This is a genomic window from uncultured Fretibacterium sp. (assembly GCF_963544685.1).
GTDB lineage: Bacteria > Synergistota > Synergistia > Synergistales > Aminobacteriaceae > CAJPSE01.
Window position 1 is genome coordinate 1 of sequence record NZ_CAUUGJ010000042.1, and the last position, 17,252, is coordinate 17,252.

At 62.5% G+C, this 17,252-nt stretch carries 13 protein-coding genes and 4 tRNA genes; 6 read left to right on the forward strand and 11 right to left on the reverse strand.

All coding sequences use genetic code 11. The features are described from left to right. Nucleotides 1-170 precede the first annotated feature (170 nt). The 5 genes from ABLA28_RS05605 to hrcA all read right to left on the reverse strand — a co-directional run bounded on the left by ABLA28_RS05605 (nucleotide 171) and on the right by hrcA (nucleotide 6,414). A complete protein-coding gene (locus tag ABLA28_RS05605; protein ID WP_314717794.1) occupies nucleotides 171-1,049 on the reverse strand; it encodes a DnaJ C-terminal domain-containing protein in 879 nt (292 codons plus the stop codon). Between the two features lie 194 nt (nucleotides 1,050-1,243). Beyond that, nucleotides 1,244-2,377 (reverse strand): molecular chaperone DnaJ, encoded by a 1,134-nt coding sequence (gene dnaJ, locus ABLA28_RS05610; protein ID WP_314717791.1) that lies wholly within the window; start codon nucleotides 2,375-2,377, stop codon nucleotides 1,244-1,246. A gap of 371 nt (nucleotides 2,378-2,748) precedes the next feature. Beyond that, nucleotides 2,749-4,590: a molecular chaperone DnaK gene (gene dnaK, locus ABLA28_RS05615; protein WP_299299500.1), complete on the reverse strand. Its 1,842-nt coding sequence runs from the start codon at nucleotides 4,588-4,590 to the stop codon at nucleotides 2,749-2,751. A gap of 111 nt (nucleotides 4,591-4,701) precedes the next feature. Beyond that, nucleotides 4,702-5,310 (reverse strand): nucleotide exchange factor GrpE, encoded by a 609-nt coding sequence (locus ABLA28_RS05620; protein ID WP_314717803.1) that lies wholly within the window; start codon nucleotides 5,308-5,310, stop codon nucleotides 4,702-4,704. A gap of 90 nt (nucleotides 5,311-5,400) precedes the next feature. Next, entirely contained in the window at nucleotides 5,401-6,414 is a 1,014-nt protein-coding gene (hrcA, locus tag ABLA28_RS05625; RefSeq protein ID WP_314717784.1) for a heat-inducible transcriptional repressor HrcA, read from the reverse strand. A gap of 432 nt (nucleotides 6,415-6,846) precedes the next feature. Here hrcA and ABLA28_RS05630 point away from each other — a divergent pair, with 432 nt between their 5' ends. Next, nucleotides 6,847-9,039: a hypothetical protein gene (locus ABLA28_RS05630; RefSeq protein WP_347712850.1), complete on the forward strand. Its 2,193-nt coding sequence runs from the start codon at nucleotides 6,847-6,849 to the stop codon at nucleotides 9,037-9,039. 48 nt (nucleotides 9,040-9,087) lie between these two features. Further along, nucleotides 9,088-9,369 (forward strand): hypothetical protein, encoded by a 282-nt coding sequence (locus ABLA28_RS05635; protein ID WP_299299494.1) that lies wholly within the window; start codon nucleotides 9,088-9,090, stop codon nucleotides 9,367-9,369. A 154-nt stretch (nucleotides 9,370-9,523) separates the two neighbouring features. Here ABLA28_RS05635 and ABLA28_RS05640 read toward each other — a convergent pair whose 3' ends face one another. Then, nucleotides 9,524-10,819 carry an ISNCY family transposase gene (locus ABLA28_RS05640; protein WP_347712851.1) on the reverse strand — a complete coding sequence of 432 codons (1,296 nt, stop codon included), beginning with the start codon at nucleotides 10,817-10,819 and terminating at the stop codon, nucleotides 9,524-9,526. A 252-nt stretch (nucleotides 10,820-11,071) separates the two neighbouring features. Here ABLA28_RS05640 and ABLA28_RS05645 point away from each other — a divergent pair. The 4 genes from ABLA28_RS05645 to ABLA28_RS05660 all read left to right on the forward strand — a co-directional run bounded on the left by ABLA28_RS05645 (nucleotide 11,072) and on the right by ABLA28_RS05660 (nucleotide 11,420). Further along, a tRNA-Val gene (locus tag ABLA28_RS05645) sits at nucleotides 11,072-11,146 on the forward strand. A gap of 9 nt (nucleotides 11,147-11,155) precedes the next feature. Beyond that, nucleotides 11,156-11,232: transfer RNA gene (locus ABLA28_RS05650), tRNA-Asp, on the forward strand. Between the two features lie 24 nt (nucleotides 11,233-11,256). Then, a tRNA-Phe gene (locus tag ABLA28_RS05655) sits at nucleotides 11,257-11,332 on the forward strand. A gap of 13 nt (nucleotides 11,333-11,345) precedes the next feature. Then, nucleotides 11,346-11,420, forward strand: a tRNA-Gly gene (locus tag ABLA28_RS05660). A 103-nt stretch (nucleotides 11,421-11,523) separates the two neighbouring features. On the opposite strand, the gene ABLA28_RS05665 is transcribed toward ABLA28_RS05660, so the two are convergent. From ABLA28_RS05665 to ABLA28_RS05685, 5 genes are all read right to left on the reverse strand, one after another. Next, nucleotides 11,524-11,856 carry a hypothetical protein gene (locus ABLA28_RS05665; protein WP_298777871.1) on the reverse strand — a complete coding sequence of 111 codons (333 nt, stop codon included), beginning with the start codon at nucleotides 11,854-11,856 and terminating at the stop codon, nucleotides 11,524-11,526. Further along, on the reverse strand, nucleotides 11,856-12,809 hold the full coding sequence (locus tag ABLA28_RS05670) for a glycosyl hydrolase 108 family protein (protein WP_347712852.1): 954 nt from the start codon (nucleotides 12,807-12,809) through the stop codon (nucleotides 11,856-11,858). The genes ABLA28_RS05665 and ABLA28_RS05670 overlap by 1 nt, the downstream gene beginning before the upstream one ends. A 64-nt stretch (nucleotides 12,810-12,873) precedes the next feature. Beyond that, nucleotides 12,874-15,069 (reverse strand): hypothetical protein, encoded by a 2,196-nt coding sequence (locus tag ABLA28_RS05675; protein ID WP_347712853.1) that lies wholly within the window; start codon nucleotides 15,067-15,069, stop codon nucleotides 12,874-12,876. Between the two features lie 7 nt (nucleotides 15,070-15,076). Further along, nucleotides 15,077-15,514, reverse strand: a complete 438-nt coding sequence (locus ABLA28_RS05680; protein ID WP_314717771.1) for a hypothetical protein — start codon at nucleotides 15,512-15,514, stop codon at nucleotides 15,077-15,079. 44 nt (nucleotides 15,515-15,558) lie between these two features. Next, on the reverse strand, nucleotides 15,559-17,252 hold a 1,694-nt coding region (locus tag ABLA28_RS05685), incomplete at its 5' end, for a hypothetical protein (protein WP_347712854.1).

Here is a 17,252-nt window from a genome sequence, read left to right on the forward strand (position 1 = left end):
GCCGTCGACCTGCTGAACAAGGCATTGGGGCAGTAACGTCAGGAGCCCTGAAGATTACGGAAACAGCTGCCCCGTGCTTCCGCCGAAGCGGAAAACCGGGGCAGCTCTTTTGTCCTGCCATCCTCATGAGGCTCTCTGTCCTCATGAAGCCCGTCATCCTCTCGAAGATCCTAGGCCCCCAGCCTCGACAATTCCTCCCACAGCTCCTTCTGCCGTTCCGTCAGGTGCCGGGGCAGGGACACCTCCACCCGCACAAACAGGTCGCCGCTGCCCCCGCCCCTCCGGGGAAGCCCCTTGCCGCGCAGACGCAGGCGCTGGCCGTTCTGCGTTCCGGGCGGGAGCTTCATCGTCACGCTGCCCGACAGGGTCTCCACCGAGACCTCATGCCCCAGCACGGCGTCCCACGGCGCGACCCTGACGCTGCGCGTCAGGTCATAGCCATTGACCTGGAACAGGGGATGCGGCGCCAGATGCAGATTGACGTAAATGTCGCCCCCTCCGTTCGCCTTGCCCGGCAGGCGGATCTGGGCCCCCTCCGATATGCCCTGCGGAAGCCGCACGTTGATCGACCTCTGGCTGCCGTCGGGCGAGCGCATCACCAGGGTATGAGTCCCCCCGCGGACAGCATCCTCCAGCGTCAGCTCCAGATCGACCTCGCTGTCCCGGCGCACCGGTGCGCGGCTTCCCGCCCCGGCGAAGATATCCGCGAATCCTCCGCCGAAGATCGTCTTGAAGAAATCGCTGAACCCGCCCATGTCCCCGCCGAAATCCATGTGCGTGCCTTCGCCCTGCCATCCGGGCGGGGGCGTGAAGTCCTGCCCCTGCTCCCAGTTCGCCCCCAGGGTGTCGTAGCGGACGCGTTTGTCGGGGTCCTTCAGGACCTCGTAGGCCTCGTTGATCTCCCGGTAGCGGGCATCCGCATCCTTCTCCTTGGAGACGTCCGGATGATACTTCTTCGCCAGCTTCCTGTATGCCTTGCGGATCTCGTCGGCCGTCGCGGTGCGCGGCACCCCCAGGATCCCGTAATAGTCCTTATACTGAACGGACATCGTTTATCAGCCCCTGATTGACCAATATTAACCTTCTTGAAAAGTATAGCAGTCCCGACAGGGAGCGTAAATAACGAAAACTACGGACACGGGCTTCCTTCAAATGGGCTTCCTTCAGGCGGCCCCCCTTCGGGCGGTTCCCGTGCTCCGGCATCCTTCAGGTCGAAAGCGGCGGACGCCGTCCGCCGCTTTCGCTACTCGAAGAGCTTCTTGAACTTCTCGAAGAAACCCGGCTCTCCGGACCCTACCGGGGTCTTCATCTCGCCGGCCAGCTCCGTGATCAGTTCCTTCTGCCGGTCCGTCAGCCTGGAGGGGATATCGATGAACACATGGACGTAAAGGTCCCCGCGGCCGCGAGGCCCGCGCAGGCGCGGCATCCCCTTGCCCCGAACCTTCAGCACCTGGCCGTGCGAGGTCCCGGCGGGCACGCCGATCTTCTCCACGCCGTCGATCAGGGTGGAGACCTCCACCTCCGCGCCCAGCACCGCCTGCGGATAGGTCAGGAGGAGGCGGGTGTGCAGGTCCGCCCCATCCCGCTCGAACGCCTTGTCCGGCTTCACGTCGATCAGCAGGTAGAGGTCGCCCTGAGGGCCGCCGTTGACCCCGGCCTCGCCGGCCCCCGTGATGCGCAGCCGCGTCCCCCGTTCCACCCCCGCGGGGACCTTGACCTCGAGCTTGTGCTTCCGCCGTACCTGTCCGCGGCCGCCGCAGTCGGAGCACTTCTCGCGGACGATCTTCCCGCGCCCCTGACACTCCGGACAGACGGTCACGGAGACGAACTGGCCGAAGAGGGTCCGCTGCACCTGCTCCACCTGCCCGCGTCCTCCGCAGACCGAACAGGTCTCGGGGGACGTGCCGGGCTTGGCCCCGGTACCTCCGCAGCCCTCGCAGGCTTCCCAACGCGGGACCTCCAGAGTACGGGTCACCCCGTTGGCGGCCTCCAGCAGGGAGACGCTCAGCGCCATCTCCAGGTCTCCGCCGCGTCGCGGCGCGTTGGGGTCGGCCTGGCGGCGTCCCATCCCCCCCCCGAATACCTGGGCGAAGAGATCGCCGAAGATGTCCCCGAAATCCCCCGTAAAACCGCCGCCCCCAAAGGGGTCCGCTCCATCGGCAGAACCGAACTGGTCGTACCGCGCCCGTTTTTCGGGATCGCTCAGCACGGAGTACGCCGCGTTGATCTTCTTGAACTTCTCCTCGGCCTCCCCGCTGCCATGGTTCGCATCCGGATGGTACTGGCGCGCAAGCTGGCGGTACGCCCTCTTGATCTCCGCCTGAGAGGCGTCGCGCGCGACACCCAGGATCTGATACAAATCTTCCAAAACAAACACACCCCGTTACATCGCCAGGTCGCGCCCCTGTGGGGCCGCGCGGGTCTCCATCCTCGGGCCCCAATCGTAAAAAAAGCTCATTTAATCCATAAAGCCCCCCTGTGGTACCCCAGCTTGCCTGTTTTGATGAGGAAGCTTGCCGGGGCCGCCGCTATCCAGATAGTGGCGTGGGGACATGGGGGCGAGGCCCCCATGTTAATTTTTTAGGGAAGCGGTGAAGATTTTGCCTATAGATGTTTTGCATGTTTACCCTTGGTAAAATATGCACTTTTGGGTTAATCAACGCTTCCCTAAGCAAAAGGGACGGAAGGGTAAGAGCCCCTCCGTCCTCCGTTCCATTATAGCTTATTCCAATTCGAAGCGGACTTCAATCAGGCCTGTCCCTGGTCGCTGAACTCGGCGTCCACCGTATCGCCGTCCGACGAGGATGTTCCCTCGCTGCCGGCCGAGGCCGAGGCGTCGGAGGCATTGGGGCTCCCCTGGCCGGCGGCCTGATAGAGCCGGGTGGAGAACTCCTGGAGCGTCCTCTCGAGCTCCTCCTTGGAGCTCTTCATCCTGGCCCCGTCGTTCGCCTCGATGGCACGCTTCAGCTCGTCGAGCTTGGAGTTAACCTTGCCCTTCTCCTCCGCGCTCATCTTATCCCCAAGGTCGCCCAACAGCTTCTCCGCGGTGAACACCGCGGCGTCGGACTCGTTGCGGACCTCGGCGGCCTCGCGCTTCTTCGCATCCTCGTCCGCGTTGGCCTCCGCGTCGTTCTTCATGCGCTCGATATCCTCCTTGGAGAGGTTCGAGGACTGGATGGTGATCTTCTGGGCCTTGCCCGTCCCCTTGTCCTTTGCGGAGACGTTCAGAATGCCGTTGACGTCGATGTTGAAGGTCACCTCGATCTGCGGAATGCCGCGCGGTGCGGGCGGTATGCCGTCCAGGACGAACTGTCCCAGCTTCACGTTGTCCGCCGCCATGGAGCGCTCTCCCTGAAGCACGAGGATCTCCACCTGCGTCTGGTTGTTCGCCGCCGTCGTGAACACCTGGCTCTTCGACACCGGGATCGCCGTGTTCCGCTCGATGACCTTGGTGAACACGCCGCCCAGGGTCTCGAGCCCGAGCGAAAGCGGGGTGACGTCCACCAGCACGATATCCTTGTGGTCGCCCTTCAGGATCGCTCCCTGGATGGCCGCTCCCGCCGCGACGCACTCGTCCGGGTTGATGCCCTTCGTCGGCTCCTTGCCCAGCAGGTCGACGATCTTCTTCTGCACCATCGGCATGCGGGTCGAGCCGCCGACGAGCAGGACCTTGTCGATCTCGCCCGCCTTCAGGCCGGAGTCCTCGAGCGCGCGCTTCGTCGGGGTGATCGTGCGGTCCATGAGGTCCGCCGTCATCTCCTCGAACTTCGCCCGGGTCAGCTTCATCTCCAGGTGCTTGGGGCCGCTCTGGTTCGCCGTGATGAAGGGCAGGGAAATCGTGGTCTCCGTCATGGAGGAGAGCTCGACCTTTGCCTTCTCGGCGGCCTCGCGCAGACGCTGCATCGCCATCCGGTCGTTCTTGAGGTCGATTCCCTCGCTCTTCTTGAACTCGGCCGTCATCCAGTCGACGATCCGGTTGTCCCAGTCGTCGCCGCCCAGCCGGTTGTCGCCGGCGGTCGCCAGGACCTCGAACACGCCCTCGCCCACATCCAGGATCGAGACGTCGAACGTACCGCCGCCGAGGTCGAACACCAGGATCTTATGCTCCTCCTTCTTGTTCTCCCCATAGGCAAGACAGGCCGCCGTCGGCTCGTTGATGATGCGCAGGACCTCGAGCCCGGCGATGGTGCCCGCATCCTTCGTCGCCTGGCGCTGGGCGTCCGTGAAGTAGGCCGGAACCGTGATGACCGCCTGAGTGACCGGCTCGCCGAGGTAGTCCTCCGCGTCGCGCTTCAGCTTCTGCAGGATCATCGCGGAGATCTCCTGCGGCGAATATTTCTTTCCGTCGATGTCCACGCGGTAGTCCGTGCCCATCTCGCGCTTGATCGACATGATGGTGTGGTCGGCGTTGACGATGGCCTGGCGCTTGGCCAGCTGGCCCACCAGGCGCTCTCCGTCCTTCGTGAAGGCCACGACGGACGGGGTCGTCCTCATCCCCTCGGAATTGGCGATGATGGTCGTCTGGTCGCCCTCCTGCACCGCGATGCAGCTGTTCGTCGTTCCAAGATCGATTCCTACAACTTTTGCCATTTTCAGTTCCCCCTGTATGCGCTTCAATTTTCAGTTTCTGCAATCGGTTTTTCTTTTATTGCCATCGGCAAACGCTCTCCGGCCCTTTGCCCGGAGGGCGCCGAATCTCAATCACGCCTTGCCCACCGTGACCCGGGATGCCCGCAGCACCCTCTCGTCCGTCCGGTAACCTCGGGTCAGTTCCTCCAGTATCCGGCCATCCTGCTCGGGGTCCTCCACGGGGACCGTCTCCACCGCATCGTGCAGCGCGGGGTCGAAGGGGGCTCCCTCGGTCGGGATGACCCGGACCCCCAGCTCCTCGAGCGTCGAGAGGAACTGACGCCGAACCATCCCCACCCCCACCAGGACGTCCTTCGCGCTTCCGTCCTCCGGGACGGTCAGCGCCCGGTCCAGGTTGTCCAGGACGGGCAGGAGGGACGAGATCGTGTCGTCGGTGACCAGCCTTCGTATCTGCTGCCGCTCCTTCGCCATGCGCTGGCGGTAATTGTAGAAGTCCGCCCGCGCCGCCGCCAGCTCTCCCTCGAGTTCGGCGACGCGCTCCCTCAGCGCGCTCTCCTCGGAAGGAGAGGAAGGAACCGTCTCCGGGTCGGCCCCCCCCTCCTCCCTCAGGACCCCGTCCTCCAGGATGTACTCCTTCACGCGCCCCTCCGACTCCGGATGCGCCTCGACATCTCCTTCACCGCTGCCGGGTTCGAGCTCCTCCCGAATACGGTCGTCCATCACGTCATCATCTCCCAACCAGGGCTTTCGGCGGCGCGGAGGCCGGTTCCACACCGTCCCCCCTCCCCGCCGGGCCCGTAATCGAACCGCCTATTCCTCCGCTTCCTCGTCCAGAGCGCTCGCCAGGGACTCTAGAACGGAGATGGAGCGTTCGTAATCCATCCTCAGGGGGCCGATCAGGCCCAAAACCGCCTTTTGCTGCCGAAGTCGGGCAGGGATGAGGATCATGGAGCTCTCCTGCATGCCCTCCGTCTCGTTCTCCTCTCCGATCGAGACGTTCAGCGCCTCGCTCTTCCGGCACTTCTCGATCATGTCGGCCAGGGGCTTCTCCTGCTCCAGCAGGGAGAGGACCGCCTGAAGCCGCGACAGGGTCTGGAAGTGCGGCAAATTCAGGATGTGCTTGGCCCCGCTGCTGAAGAAACGATAGTTCTGCACGGTCAGAAACTCGTCGAGCTCCCTGATGGCCGACCGGCAGGCCGTCTCGGCGTCCTCGAGGCCGCCCTGCACGTACTGGAACAGCACGTCGCGCACGTCGCTCCAGGACCGGCCCGACGCGACGGTGTTGATGCGCCGGCTCAGCTCCTCGAGGAGTCCGGGCTCGACCTCGCTGGGGAGGTCGAACTGCGAATGGTGCACCAGCCCGCCCTTCAGGACGATCAGGGCCAGGATGTGGGTCCCCCCCAGCGGCACGAGGTCGATATGCCAGATCTCCGCGTCGTCGAGCCCCGGGACCGCCGCGACCGCGACGCACTTGGTGAGACGGGCCAGTAGGTGCGTGACGTAGGTCAGGAGCCCCTCCACCCCGCTGCGGCGCCCGGCCAGTTCCCGATGCCAGGTCTCGGCCTCGCTGGGACGGCTCCGGGCCCGCGCCGTGACGGAATCCACATAGACCCGATAGGCCTTGGCCGTCGGCAGCCGGCCGGAGGACGTATGGGGCTGATAAAAGTACCCCATCTCCTCGAGATCCGCCATCTCGTTGCGTATCGTGGCGGGACTCAGCCCGCGGATGTACTTCTTCGTGATGGTCCGGGATCCGGCGGGCTCCCCCGTCTTGATGTACTCGTAGACCACAGCGAGGATGATCCCCAGCTGCCGCTCCGTCACCGCCCATCACCTCCACGCAATTACTATCGTCAATTAGCACTCTTTAACGACGAGTGACAACACCTCTTTCACACGGTCAAGATTAGCAAGGGACGCCTTAAATGTCAATACAAGTCAGAGGGGGAAACTACGGATTTTCCCGCCGTCCTTCCCAAATCCTCCTCGAAGGAGGGGCCCGGCCCCTCATGGAGAGCGTCGGGCCGAATCGTGAACGGGGCGGGCCGGGGAAAGGGCCTTGCGGGGACGGCAGCGAGCGGGGCGGCCATAATGAAGCATCCTGATGACGTATAATGTAGAAAAAGCCTCTTTGTCATTCCGGGTTATCGACGAGAGCTTTTGCGGAGAGGGGCGTTTTTCCGCGCACCCGGCGTTCGGGGAGAGAGTTCAAGGGCATCGAGCCTGAAAGTCCAAGTCTGGAGGTTTATCCCGCTCATGAGAAAAACAACGCGCCTGCTGTCCGGATTGTTTGTCCTGTCCTTCGCCTTGCCGGCCCTGTGGGGGGCCGCGGCGCACGGGGCGGTCGTCGACGACCCCATACACCCTTATCCGTCGAACTACCACTACCAGCTCCGGGACGTCAGCGGCTCCAGGGACGGGCACACGATCGCGGGGGCCCAGTGGTTCGCCACGAGCATCGAGAATTGGTTCTGGAGCTACTACAATCGCGACGACGCCACCCACATCCGTTACCTGCGCACCCGGGGCGGAGAGGCGCCTGAGGTTCCGATCGTGACGTCGGCGGATCTCCTGTACGAGTACAACCACGTCTACATCGACGAGCCCCAGCCCTATCCGGTGTCGTCCCTCTACGATCCCCACATGGACCCCCTCGAATCCCTCTTTCTGGTGATCCCGGAGGGCCGCGGCGACCTGAAGATCCGCCTCGCCAACGACCGGGGGCACCATTTCCCGTGGACCGCCCCCGAATCCAACGACGTCGTATCGCGCGATGTCATGGAGGATATCCTGATCAACGACCTCCCGAACTACAACGTGCAGGCGACGCCCAAAAGTCCTCAGCGCGTCGCGCCCCGAAACTCCATGGAACAGACGTTTCGTTTCCTTGCCGCCGAGACGGACAACTACGGCAGCGTCGCGGGGCACGCGACCTTCCGCCAGTCCGTGAGCCTCGACCTGGGCTATACGGGCTACAGGGAGTCGATCAAGATCCCTCTGGTCGTCGCCAACGTCCACGACGGCCCCGCCTCCGATCCCGGCAACGAGCTCTACTTCGACATGACCATCCGGGAGACCAGCGGGGACCTCAGCGGGAGCTACGTCAGCGGCGACGTGATCGGAGACGTGATCACCCGCACGAAGTTCCGTTGGGGCGTGTCCGACAATATGACGCGCAATCTCGGGACCCTCTTCATCATGACCCCCTACGGGGGGCGGATGCCCACCTACACGCTGCTCTCCCGCATCACGAACCGCACCGGCACCCGCTACCGCGTCCAGCGATACGACACCCTGGACGTCCCCGCCTCGGACGACCTGATCGGCGGGCGGAGCCCCAGGGACCTGAAGCCCCTTCACTGGCGTTACGATCTCACGCCCGACCTCTACGGCAGCCTGCCCGCATATTTCCTGCTGGACGAGCAGAGCCAGGTCGCTCCGGGGCTGGTCACCGTCTACGAGAACAGGATCGACACGACCTACGGGTCCAGCGAGTCCTTCCGCCTCTATCCGTTCTCCAACGAGGGGAAGAAGTACGACCTGCGCCTCTTCTACCGCCGGATCGGCGGCATGACGCGGCTGGGCCGGGTCTATTCGTCCTTTACGGGGAACCGATACCGCTGGAGGGCGACGGCCTTCGACATGACCTTCGCGGATGTCGTCAAAAACGAGACGAACACCGAGCGCGAGCTCACCCTGCTGATGGGCAAGCCCCCCGTCATGCCGAGGGGAGGATACGGCTTCGGCGGGGTGTCGGACAAGTACATCAAGGCCGAAGCCCTGAACTCCTTCGAGATCGCCTCGCTCGTCCCCGCGGGCCTGGTCTCGATGGACCGGGAGATCGTCTCCCGGGACGCCTCCGGAGACATCGTATCCCGGGATGTCCCCGCTCAGATCGCCGTGCTGCCCGTGCAGATCCGCCTCTGCATCCCCCGGCAGGAGCAGCTGCTCGTCGGGCATTGGGAGGATCTGGAGCAGGCCACGGAAGCTCAGCTTCTGGAACGCTTCGCCCGATTCGGAACGGTGTGGGTACGATCCGAGCAGACCAACGAACGCGACATGAACCTCTTCTCCGCCATTGGAAACCGTGGGGCGGACCTGAGGGAGTGCGTGCGCGCCTTCATCCATGACGACTGTCTCTACCTGGACCTGATCGTCCTGATGGCGGACGCCAAGAGCCCCAAGGCTCAATATACCGCCTACTGCGAGATCGTGAAGGACGACGGGGTTCCCTACGTCCTCCTGGGCGACGGCGCTGCGGACGGGAAATGGAACCTGAGCTTCTACGTCGCGGCGGCAGGCGCAAATCCCCAGCCGGGCTACCCCGAGTCGGGAGACAAACGGCCGAGCAGGGAAGAGGGCGGCGGCGGGTGCAGTGCCTGGGGATTTCCCCTCGTATCCCTGGCCGGGGCTGCGCTGTTTCTTTGTGGACGCCGCAGCAGGCAGTGAGGGAGGACGGAGGCATAGGCCCCAAGCCGCAGAAAGGACGGTGACGCCATGAGCCTTTGGGAGAAGTGGGAGCGGGAAAAACTCCGCAAAAAGGGCTTCCGCGTTCGCGAGCCCAAGGATGTCGAAATTCACGCATCCTATATGAAACCCAACATTCGAAAGCAGATCGCCATTGTCCTGCTGGCCTGCATCGGGTGTCTCCTTCTTGTGCTCTCGGCGATGCTCACGGAGATGATGTTTACGGGAAGAGGATGGTCCAACACCTACATCGTGAGACTCTTCGCGACGATGCAGCAGACGCGGGAGCGCATCTCCTCGCAGAATCCCTGAGTAAAGGACAAAGGCCCGGCCTCTCTTCAAGAGGGGCCGGGTTTTCTACGCAAAGCGAAGATTTGCTTTCGCGCTTACAGCGCAGCAACATTATCTCAGATCGACGACAAGAACAATGACAAGATAGTGTCAATAGCCAGAGAAAAAGTCACCCCTAAGTGTTCAGAGAAAGAGTCACCCTCGAGTCACTCTGCGCAGGGGTAGAGAGGCCATTTTTCCTGAAAGATTGCTTCCAGGGGTGGTCCGGGGCAGGCTTGTAAGCTTTCAGAGGCTTGCCCTTATTTTCTTTTGTCGCATAGCTCGGAGCGGCACGCTCCGCCTTCTCGACCTCCTTCAGCTCGATACGCCGGCTCTTGTAAACGGCCCATATCTTCCCTGAGAGAGTCTCCCGGACCTCCACATCGGAACGGGCCATAGAGGCTTTCTCAGGGGAGCTGGGGGCATAGGTTCGTCCTTTGTAAGAAATGCTTCCGCTGCAATCCGTCTTACGCATCTCCCGGTGAGCGAAAAGGAAATCCACATCGACCCTTTCCGCAGGCTCAACGTAAGCGCTCTCCTGTTCTGCGGGCAGAACCGCAAACTTCTCGTTGTGCTTTGCGATGAGCCTGGGCAGGACATTGTTGGCGCCGTCAATATCCGTGACACCAAGGAGCCTCAGCTCACCGGGCAGTCTGTCCTGCATGGTGTTCCAGAGACGTTCCACGCGTCCCTTCGCCTCGGGCGTGAGCGCGAAGATCTGGCCTACGCCAAGTTCTTTCAACCCCTGCCCGAAGTTGCTCAAAGGCCGTTGTTTTCCCTCTTCTTTCTCCTCCTCGGATAACTCTTGAGGAGAACGGAATATCGTATGCCTGTCACTGTAAATCTCCATGGGCAGTCCATAGTGCTCCAGTCCTATGCCCAGAGCGGTCACGTAGCCTGCGGTGCTCTCGTTCTTCGTGAACCAGGCGCCAACGACCCGTCCCGTGGCGTCGTCGATGTAGGCGTGGAGGGTGGCATATCCCTTACCCTTGCCGAACCACTCGAACTTCGAGGCATCGGTCTGCCACAACATGCCCGCAGCCTCCTTCCTGGGACGGGCCCGGTGGAGTTTTGCTCTGCGCCTGACGCTCTTCTTGCTTCTGAACCCCTCGGCGCTCAGAATGCGCACGACGCTCGAGCGGCTGATGTCTATGCCTTCGGCCTCCTTCAGGCAGTCGGTGAAATGGGAGAAGTTGAAGTCGTGATACTTTTCCCGGTAGAGGCGGAGCACGTCATGGCGAATCCACTCTCCTATTCTGTGCTGGGGGCGCCTGTCCCGGTTACCGTGAATGAGGCCCATTTCGCCTTGAGCCGTGTACTTCTTCCTGAGCCTGATGATCTGCCTCCGACAGAGGCCCATAAGCAGACGGCCAGCTCTCTGCGGCTGTAAGCCGCAGATGCTGTGCCGGTCGCTTACGTCGACACGCGGCATAGTTGCCGCGTTGTCGACGCAGAGGGTTTATAGCCTCGGCTGTAAACCAAGACCTTGATGCGCTTGATCTCTTTTTGCGACAATGTCACTCGCTCCTGCTCCATGCCGATATTATCCAAAAAGACCTATCGTACGGGGGGGGACATTTTCTCTGACTACTTATAGGGTGACATTATCACGGATCAACGACAGAACAATGACAAGATAGTTGACAGAATCATGAGGGGCGGCTATACTTGCTCCTGTGTTTCGGGGCGGATAGTTCAGCGGTAGAACACCTGCCTTACACGCAGGGGGTCACAGGTTCGAACCCTGTTTCGCCCACCAATGAAAAGCGGGGTCGTAGCTCAGTCGGTTAGAGTGTCGGCCTGTCACGCCGAAGGTCGCGAGTTCGAGTCTCGTCGGCCCCGCCATTTTCAGTTGTTTTTCGTTTATGAGGCGGGATAGCTCAGATGGTAGAGCAGCGGACTGAAAATCCGCGTGTCCCCAGTTCGATTCTGGGTCCCGCCACCAGGTAGGAGCAAATGCGGAAGTAGCTCAGGGGTAGAGCACAACCTTGCCAAGGTTGGGGTCGCGGGTTCAAATCCCGTCTTCCGCTCCAAGAATGCCAAGGGTTCAGGAGATTTTCCCCTGAACTTTTTTTATTTTTTTTGAAGCGCCCTTGAAGCAAAAACAAAAATAGCGGGGCCCCGAAGGGCCCCGTTTTACATCAGCGTCGCAATCCCAGTCTTCAGGAACTTCGGCAGGATATCCCACCCCAGCACGCCGGTGAGGACGGCCAGGAGCCCCAGCAGGACCAGGAACCCCAGCGCGATGGACCTCAGGCGGTGCGAGGCGTCGTCCACCCTCTGGACGGACTCGGTCAGTGTGGCGATGGCCTCCTGCATCTGCGCCATGCGCTCCTCCTGGAGCCCATCGTGCTTCTCAATCGTCTCCACGCGGGTCTGCAATCGGTCCAATAGCTTAAGGATGTGCTTCTGGTTTACCGCGGTCCGTTCCACGCTCTGAGCCAACTCCCATACTTTATTTTCGTCCATCACTCCACCCCCGCGGTGCGGGCCATGTCGTTCAGGCGGTTCATCCACCCCTCCAGATGTACTTTCTGCCCGGGATCCCTGGCGACGATCTTCTCGTAGTACGCCTTGCGCTGCGCCACGATCTCCGCCGCCAGCGTCTTCGGCTCCAGGCTCTTCAGCGCCGCGAAGGTGCGGGGCCCGAACTTCCCGTCGATCGCCAGGTCCACGCCCAGAGCTTTGCACGCCCGCTGGAGAATCCAGGCGAAGCCGCCATGGTTGATACTGACGTCCAGGCAACAAAGCGACACCGGCCAGCGCAGCTCTCCCCAGCCGTAGCGCTCCCAGAAGTTCTTGCGGTAAATCGCCTTCGCCTCGTCCGGCGTCAGCTTGCAGATATCGGCGTGCTTCACCACGCCCGAGGCATGGGCGCACTTCAGCGTGGGGATGGTGATGCCGAACGCCGTCGGCCCGCCTTTGTCGTGTCTGGCGTAGGGCTTCAGGACGGGGACGCCCTCCACGTCGTCGAAGTTCCTGCCGCCCTCCCACTTGAGCGAGAAGGCGATGGCCATCTTGAAGTCATCCTTGGGGGTCGGCGCCGGCTTCTCCCGCTCGAGCCCGTACCGCTCGCTCAGCTCCGCCAGGCGCTCGTCCAGGGACTTTTGCTCGCCCCCAGCGGCGGCCTTCACCTCGACGAGGGGCGCGTCCATGACCGCCGTCAGCTTCTCGGTGCGCTCCGGCGTCAGCTCCACATCGTCGAACTTCCAGTCCGTCAGCCAGTTCAGGCGCTCGCAGATTTTGTCCACCATCCAGCCGATCACGAGGCCGTCGGCCCACTCCGCCCACCAGGGGAGGACCAGCATCTCGTCCACCTTCGCCACGACGGCCGCGCGCTTCTCCGTGCCGGCCTTCCCCTTCAGGTTCTTCTCCGCCCAAACGACCTGCTCCAGTACCCACGTCTTCATCTTCTGCCACATCTTGATCATCCTCCTTAAAAGAATCGAGCGGCCATTACCTGGCCGCCCGTGTGCTTATTTCTCCTCAGTCCAGCCACTTGGAGATGCGGCAGACGGTATAGCCGGATTCCCCATAACTGGGGCAGAGCCCGAACAGCCCCATGTCATCAGGACGAATGGTCCACCTGCTATCGTAGTACTCTGGGTTCGCCCTAATCTGCGAACTCATCCCGTAGGGGCTTGTTCTTGTTTTGCCTGGGTTCTCGACCGTTTCCTTTACCAGCCCCAAGAGTGCCAGATCGATCCCCAGATATGGGTTGTAACCTCGCTCGATATCGATCGGGCAATGCCACTCGCTATTGGAAACCGCCAGCGTCGTCGGAAGGGTTATCATGTTGTTCATCTGCGGCGTCCAGAGCCGAATCTCCGTGAACTCCGTCGACGTGGCGCTCCACTCCAGCCCGTCCACGACCATGCCGTATTCGTACCCCATCTTCTTAACATGAAAAAAACCAAAGAAGCCGCGCCAGTGCATCGAACCCGTTATAGTATTTGCCTGCCCCGCGCTAAAAACCCCCGCCGTTTTTAGGCTGGCCTTTTCCGCCGCCAGCAAGTCCAAAAGGAGTCGCCGCTCGTAGATGGTCCAATAGTGCCATTTGGGATCGATATTTTTCATGGCCTGTATAAAACCACTATATGTCCCGCCCGCTTGGACCCCAGGCGTAGAACAGTAGGCTTTGTGCCCATTGTCGTCGATATACTTCTCATGCGGCAAACACGTCCCATGCAGGAACCCGTTCGGGCTTCGTGCGAAGGCGGGGTCCAGGAACCAGCCGTCACCGGTCTGTCGCGAGGCGCTGAACCAGAGATCGACGACCATATCCCCGTCGTCGTTGTCGTAGATACGGCACTTCTCCCAGCACGGGGGGATAAATGCCATCTCGCTCTTGACCTCCGGTTTCTCCTGCGAGATGACAACGTTCTGTTTTACGAACGCATAGAGGGCGTGCGTGTCCCAGTATCGTTGGGGAATATGCACGACATTCCCCTCTGGGTCGATGTTGTACACAAAGGGGCGGTTATACTTCTTCGAGAATATCCGCCGCAGCCCGAAGATCGGGTCGGAGTACTCCGGCCGCAGGCCGAACCGCACGGGGACAGCCCAGGGGGTATAGGTCCCGTCCGTCGTCCGCTGGCGCCCACGCGCAAAGAAGTCCACTCCAAGCGCCGTCGCCAGGTTCAGCCCTGTCGCTGTGTGGAAGGTCAGGTCGTCAGTCCCCTGCGCGTTGTAGATGGTCGTCGCGAACGTGCTGTCCGTGCTGATCTGCCAGTCCCCCTTGTCGAAGTTCCCCGTCCCCGCCAGAACCTTCGGGGACGACATTCCGAGCACGGGGTTTACGGCGGAGGTCTCGGACCCATCCGAGGGGACCGTCATGATCGGCGTGGCCAGGATCCCCGCCGGGAACTGCACCATCGTCCGGAACATGCACGGGGCGCTCCAGTGCGACCATCTGCCCTTGCGATCCTGATACCGAATCCTGGCGTAGTACACCGTGTCCTGCATCAGATATGGGGAGCCGCCCGGCTTCAGGGGCACTTGGAACACCGGCGTGCCGCTGAACTCCTCCTTGTCGTAGACCGGTGCGGCAAAATCGTTCGTCTTCGCGATCTGGATGTGCTTTTGGTACATCCCCACGTCGTACGGATGCGCGTAGGGGGTCCCGACGATCTGCGGGACTTGGTTGATGTTGGTCTCGCCGTTGGCGGGGGAGATGATCGACGGGCGGACCGGCAGCCCCTCCCACTGATCCTTGGTGAGGTGGTACGCCTCCGTCACCTTGCCACCCTCGACCTTGCCGCCCTGGATGCCCTTGAGGTCGTTGTGCGGCGTCTTCTTGATGAGAAGGATGACTTCCTCCTCGTTGATCGTCCCGGTGCCGACCACCACCCAATCCCCATCCTTGCGCCCGTAGGTCTTGCCGTCGTGCGGGGCGTCGAGGATGCCCGCCTGCGTCTGCGTCGCCCCCGTGTCCTCCCACTTGTCGTGGTTCCAGATCCAGATGCTACTCGTCGAGGAGACAACGGCGTACGCACCGGGCATGTCGGTCGGGTGCGCGGCTTTCAGCTCGTCGGGCGTCGCGAACGGGCCCCGGTAGTAGATCAGGGTCAGGAGCGTCGGCACGGGGTCCCACCGCGCCATCCTCCGTCCGTAAAGTTTCCCGTCCAGCGGGGCCTCCTCGATGCCCCCTCCGCTTCCGCCCCCAACGTCTCTCGGCAACAATGGCATGCTATTCTCCTTTCTCCGTGAAGGGTTCGACCTTCACGTAAACTTCCGTATCCTTGTCCGCCTCGAAAGTGAGGTATGCGGACATGTCCCACGGGTAGCGCGACGCGTGGTTGTTCTGCGGATCGACGGCGATGGGCTCCGCCCGGTCCCCGACGTACATCCGCACCAGCCCCTTGGGCGCCATGACGGAGAGCTCGATCGTCTCCGCATAGGGGAGCTTGTAGACGGTCGGCGTCCCGGCCTTCACCACGAACTCCGTGTACCCGAACCCGCGCGCCGGGTCTCGGAGGACGTGCGGTTCCGGGCTTACCAGCGTCAGCCCCAGCATCTCGTGGGGGACAAAAAACGGGAGAGCTTTTTGCTCTCCCGGCTGCCACGAGATATAGTGCTTGTCCGGAAACGTGATTCTCGTTTCCGTATCGTTACGATACGTTGGCATCGCTTGCCTCCTTTCAACAAACGAGGCGGCCTACTGCGGCCGCCTCACCGTCCCCGTTTATGCCAGATCAGCTCCCAGGGGCTCCAGTCCGGCTCACCGTTTGTCCAGCGGACGAAGGTCTTGTACCACCTCAGGAGCTGCACGCTCGGCAGTCCGAAGGCATATCCCCCGGCCTCCACCATGTTCTTCACCACCCGCTCGGCCTCGACGTCCTCTCCGTCCCAGATGTCCACCACGGCTTTGGCGCCGCTGTCGATGGCCTTTATGAAAGCGCTGCCTGCCTCCAGAGCGGGACTGGGGCGGAACTTCCCGGCGCCGCCCAGCAGCGTGGTCCCCGAGGCAATGTCCCGCACTATCGGGAACATGGAGCTTGCCGACAACAGCGTCCCCCGCATCAGCCACTTCCCGACGGACTTGTCGTTGTCATCGTCGCCGCCCAGGGGGGCACGCCCCTTCACCAGGTCCTCCAGCGCGGACTGCACCGTGAACATCATGAAGCAGAACGCCGCCAGCTTGACTTTGCCGGGGATCCCCTCGCGCCTGGCTTGGATCATCTGCTCGTGAAACATCTGGTACAGGGATCCGAACGCGCTGTAGTACATCGTGAACAGTCGCCGCGTCGGCCCGCCGCGCTGCACCTGCGCCAGGTCCTTGGCGGCCCCCGCGTTGTTCGTGGTCCGTACGACGTAATTGGCGTAGTCCACGGCTTTCCGCTGGTCGTTCCATCGGGACACCCCCTTCTCGTAAGCTGCGTGCCATACGGGCAAGGACACTGCCATGTCCGCCCACCCCAGCGCCACATACAGAGCCGCCTTTGCCCCGCTCAGAGCGCGCTTCCTCGCTCCGCTCCGCTCCAGATCCAGGGCCGCGCGGATATTCCGGTCCGTACCGTTGATACGATCCGCCAGCTCCGGGGAGAGCGTAAAGGCGAAGTCCCGGTACTTTGAATCCCAGAACCCCCTCAGTGTCAAGGTGTTCAAAACGGCAGGAATGACACGCCGAAGCCCCAGCTTCCAGGCCGCGGGTACCAAGCTCACGGTCTGCCCCACGGAGGAAACCATATTCAGCCCAAGCTGTACCGCTGCGGCGTTCCCCATCGCCTTGCTGAACACGCGATCGGCCTTGTCCGTCGGGGTCGACGGCGCCGCCAGGCTTTGGATCCACGGGCTGAACTGCTCGAACCCCGCCCGTCCCACCGCGTGGGTCAGTAGTCCCCTCACGGCGTCGTCATGGATCAGCTTGTAGAGGTCCCGCACCGCCTCGCGGTGCGTCAGGTCGTGGACGACGTTCGCCGTGTGCTCGGCGATTACGTCCAGGGACAGCAGCAGCTGCCTCGGGGCGACGCGCTCCACGCGCTCTTTGGTGTGCCCCTTGCGGGTCCCCGGCCGGTGCGTCTGGTCCTCATAGAGCGCTTTCACGCTCTCCTGCTCATTGTGGACAAACGCCGTCCAGTCCGCGTTGGCGTCGAACCGGACGGGATAATACCCGCCCCGCAGCACCTTCCCCGAGGCGGTCCGCACGGGCGTCGCCTCCACCTTCTCCGGCGCGGCGCCGTTCAGGCGCTCCTCCAGGGCCTCGATCTCCGGCCAGAACGTGTCGAGGTAGTCCCACACGTCCTGACAAAAATCCCACATCTCGTCCGTTGCCAGGCGCTCAAAGATGGCCTCGGCCACCGCCTTGCCCGCCTCGTACTCGGCATAGTACTGCACGTCGTCCGCGGGGCGTTCCGTGGAGCCCA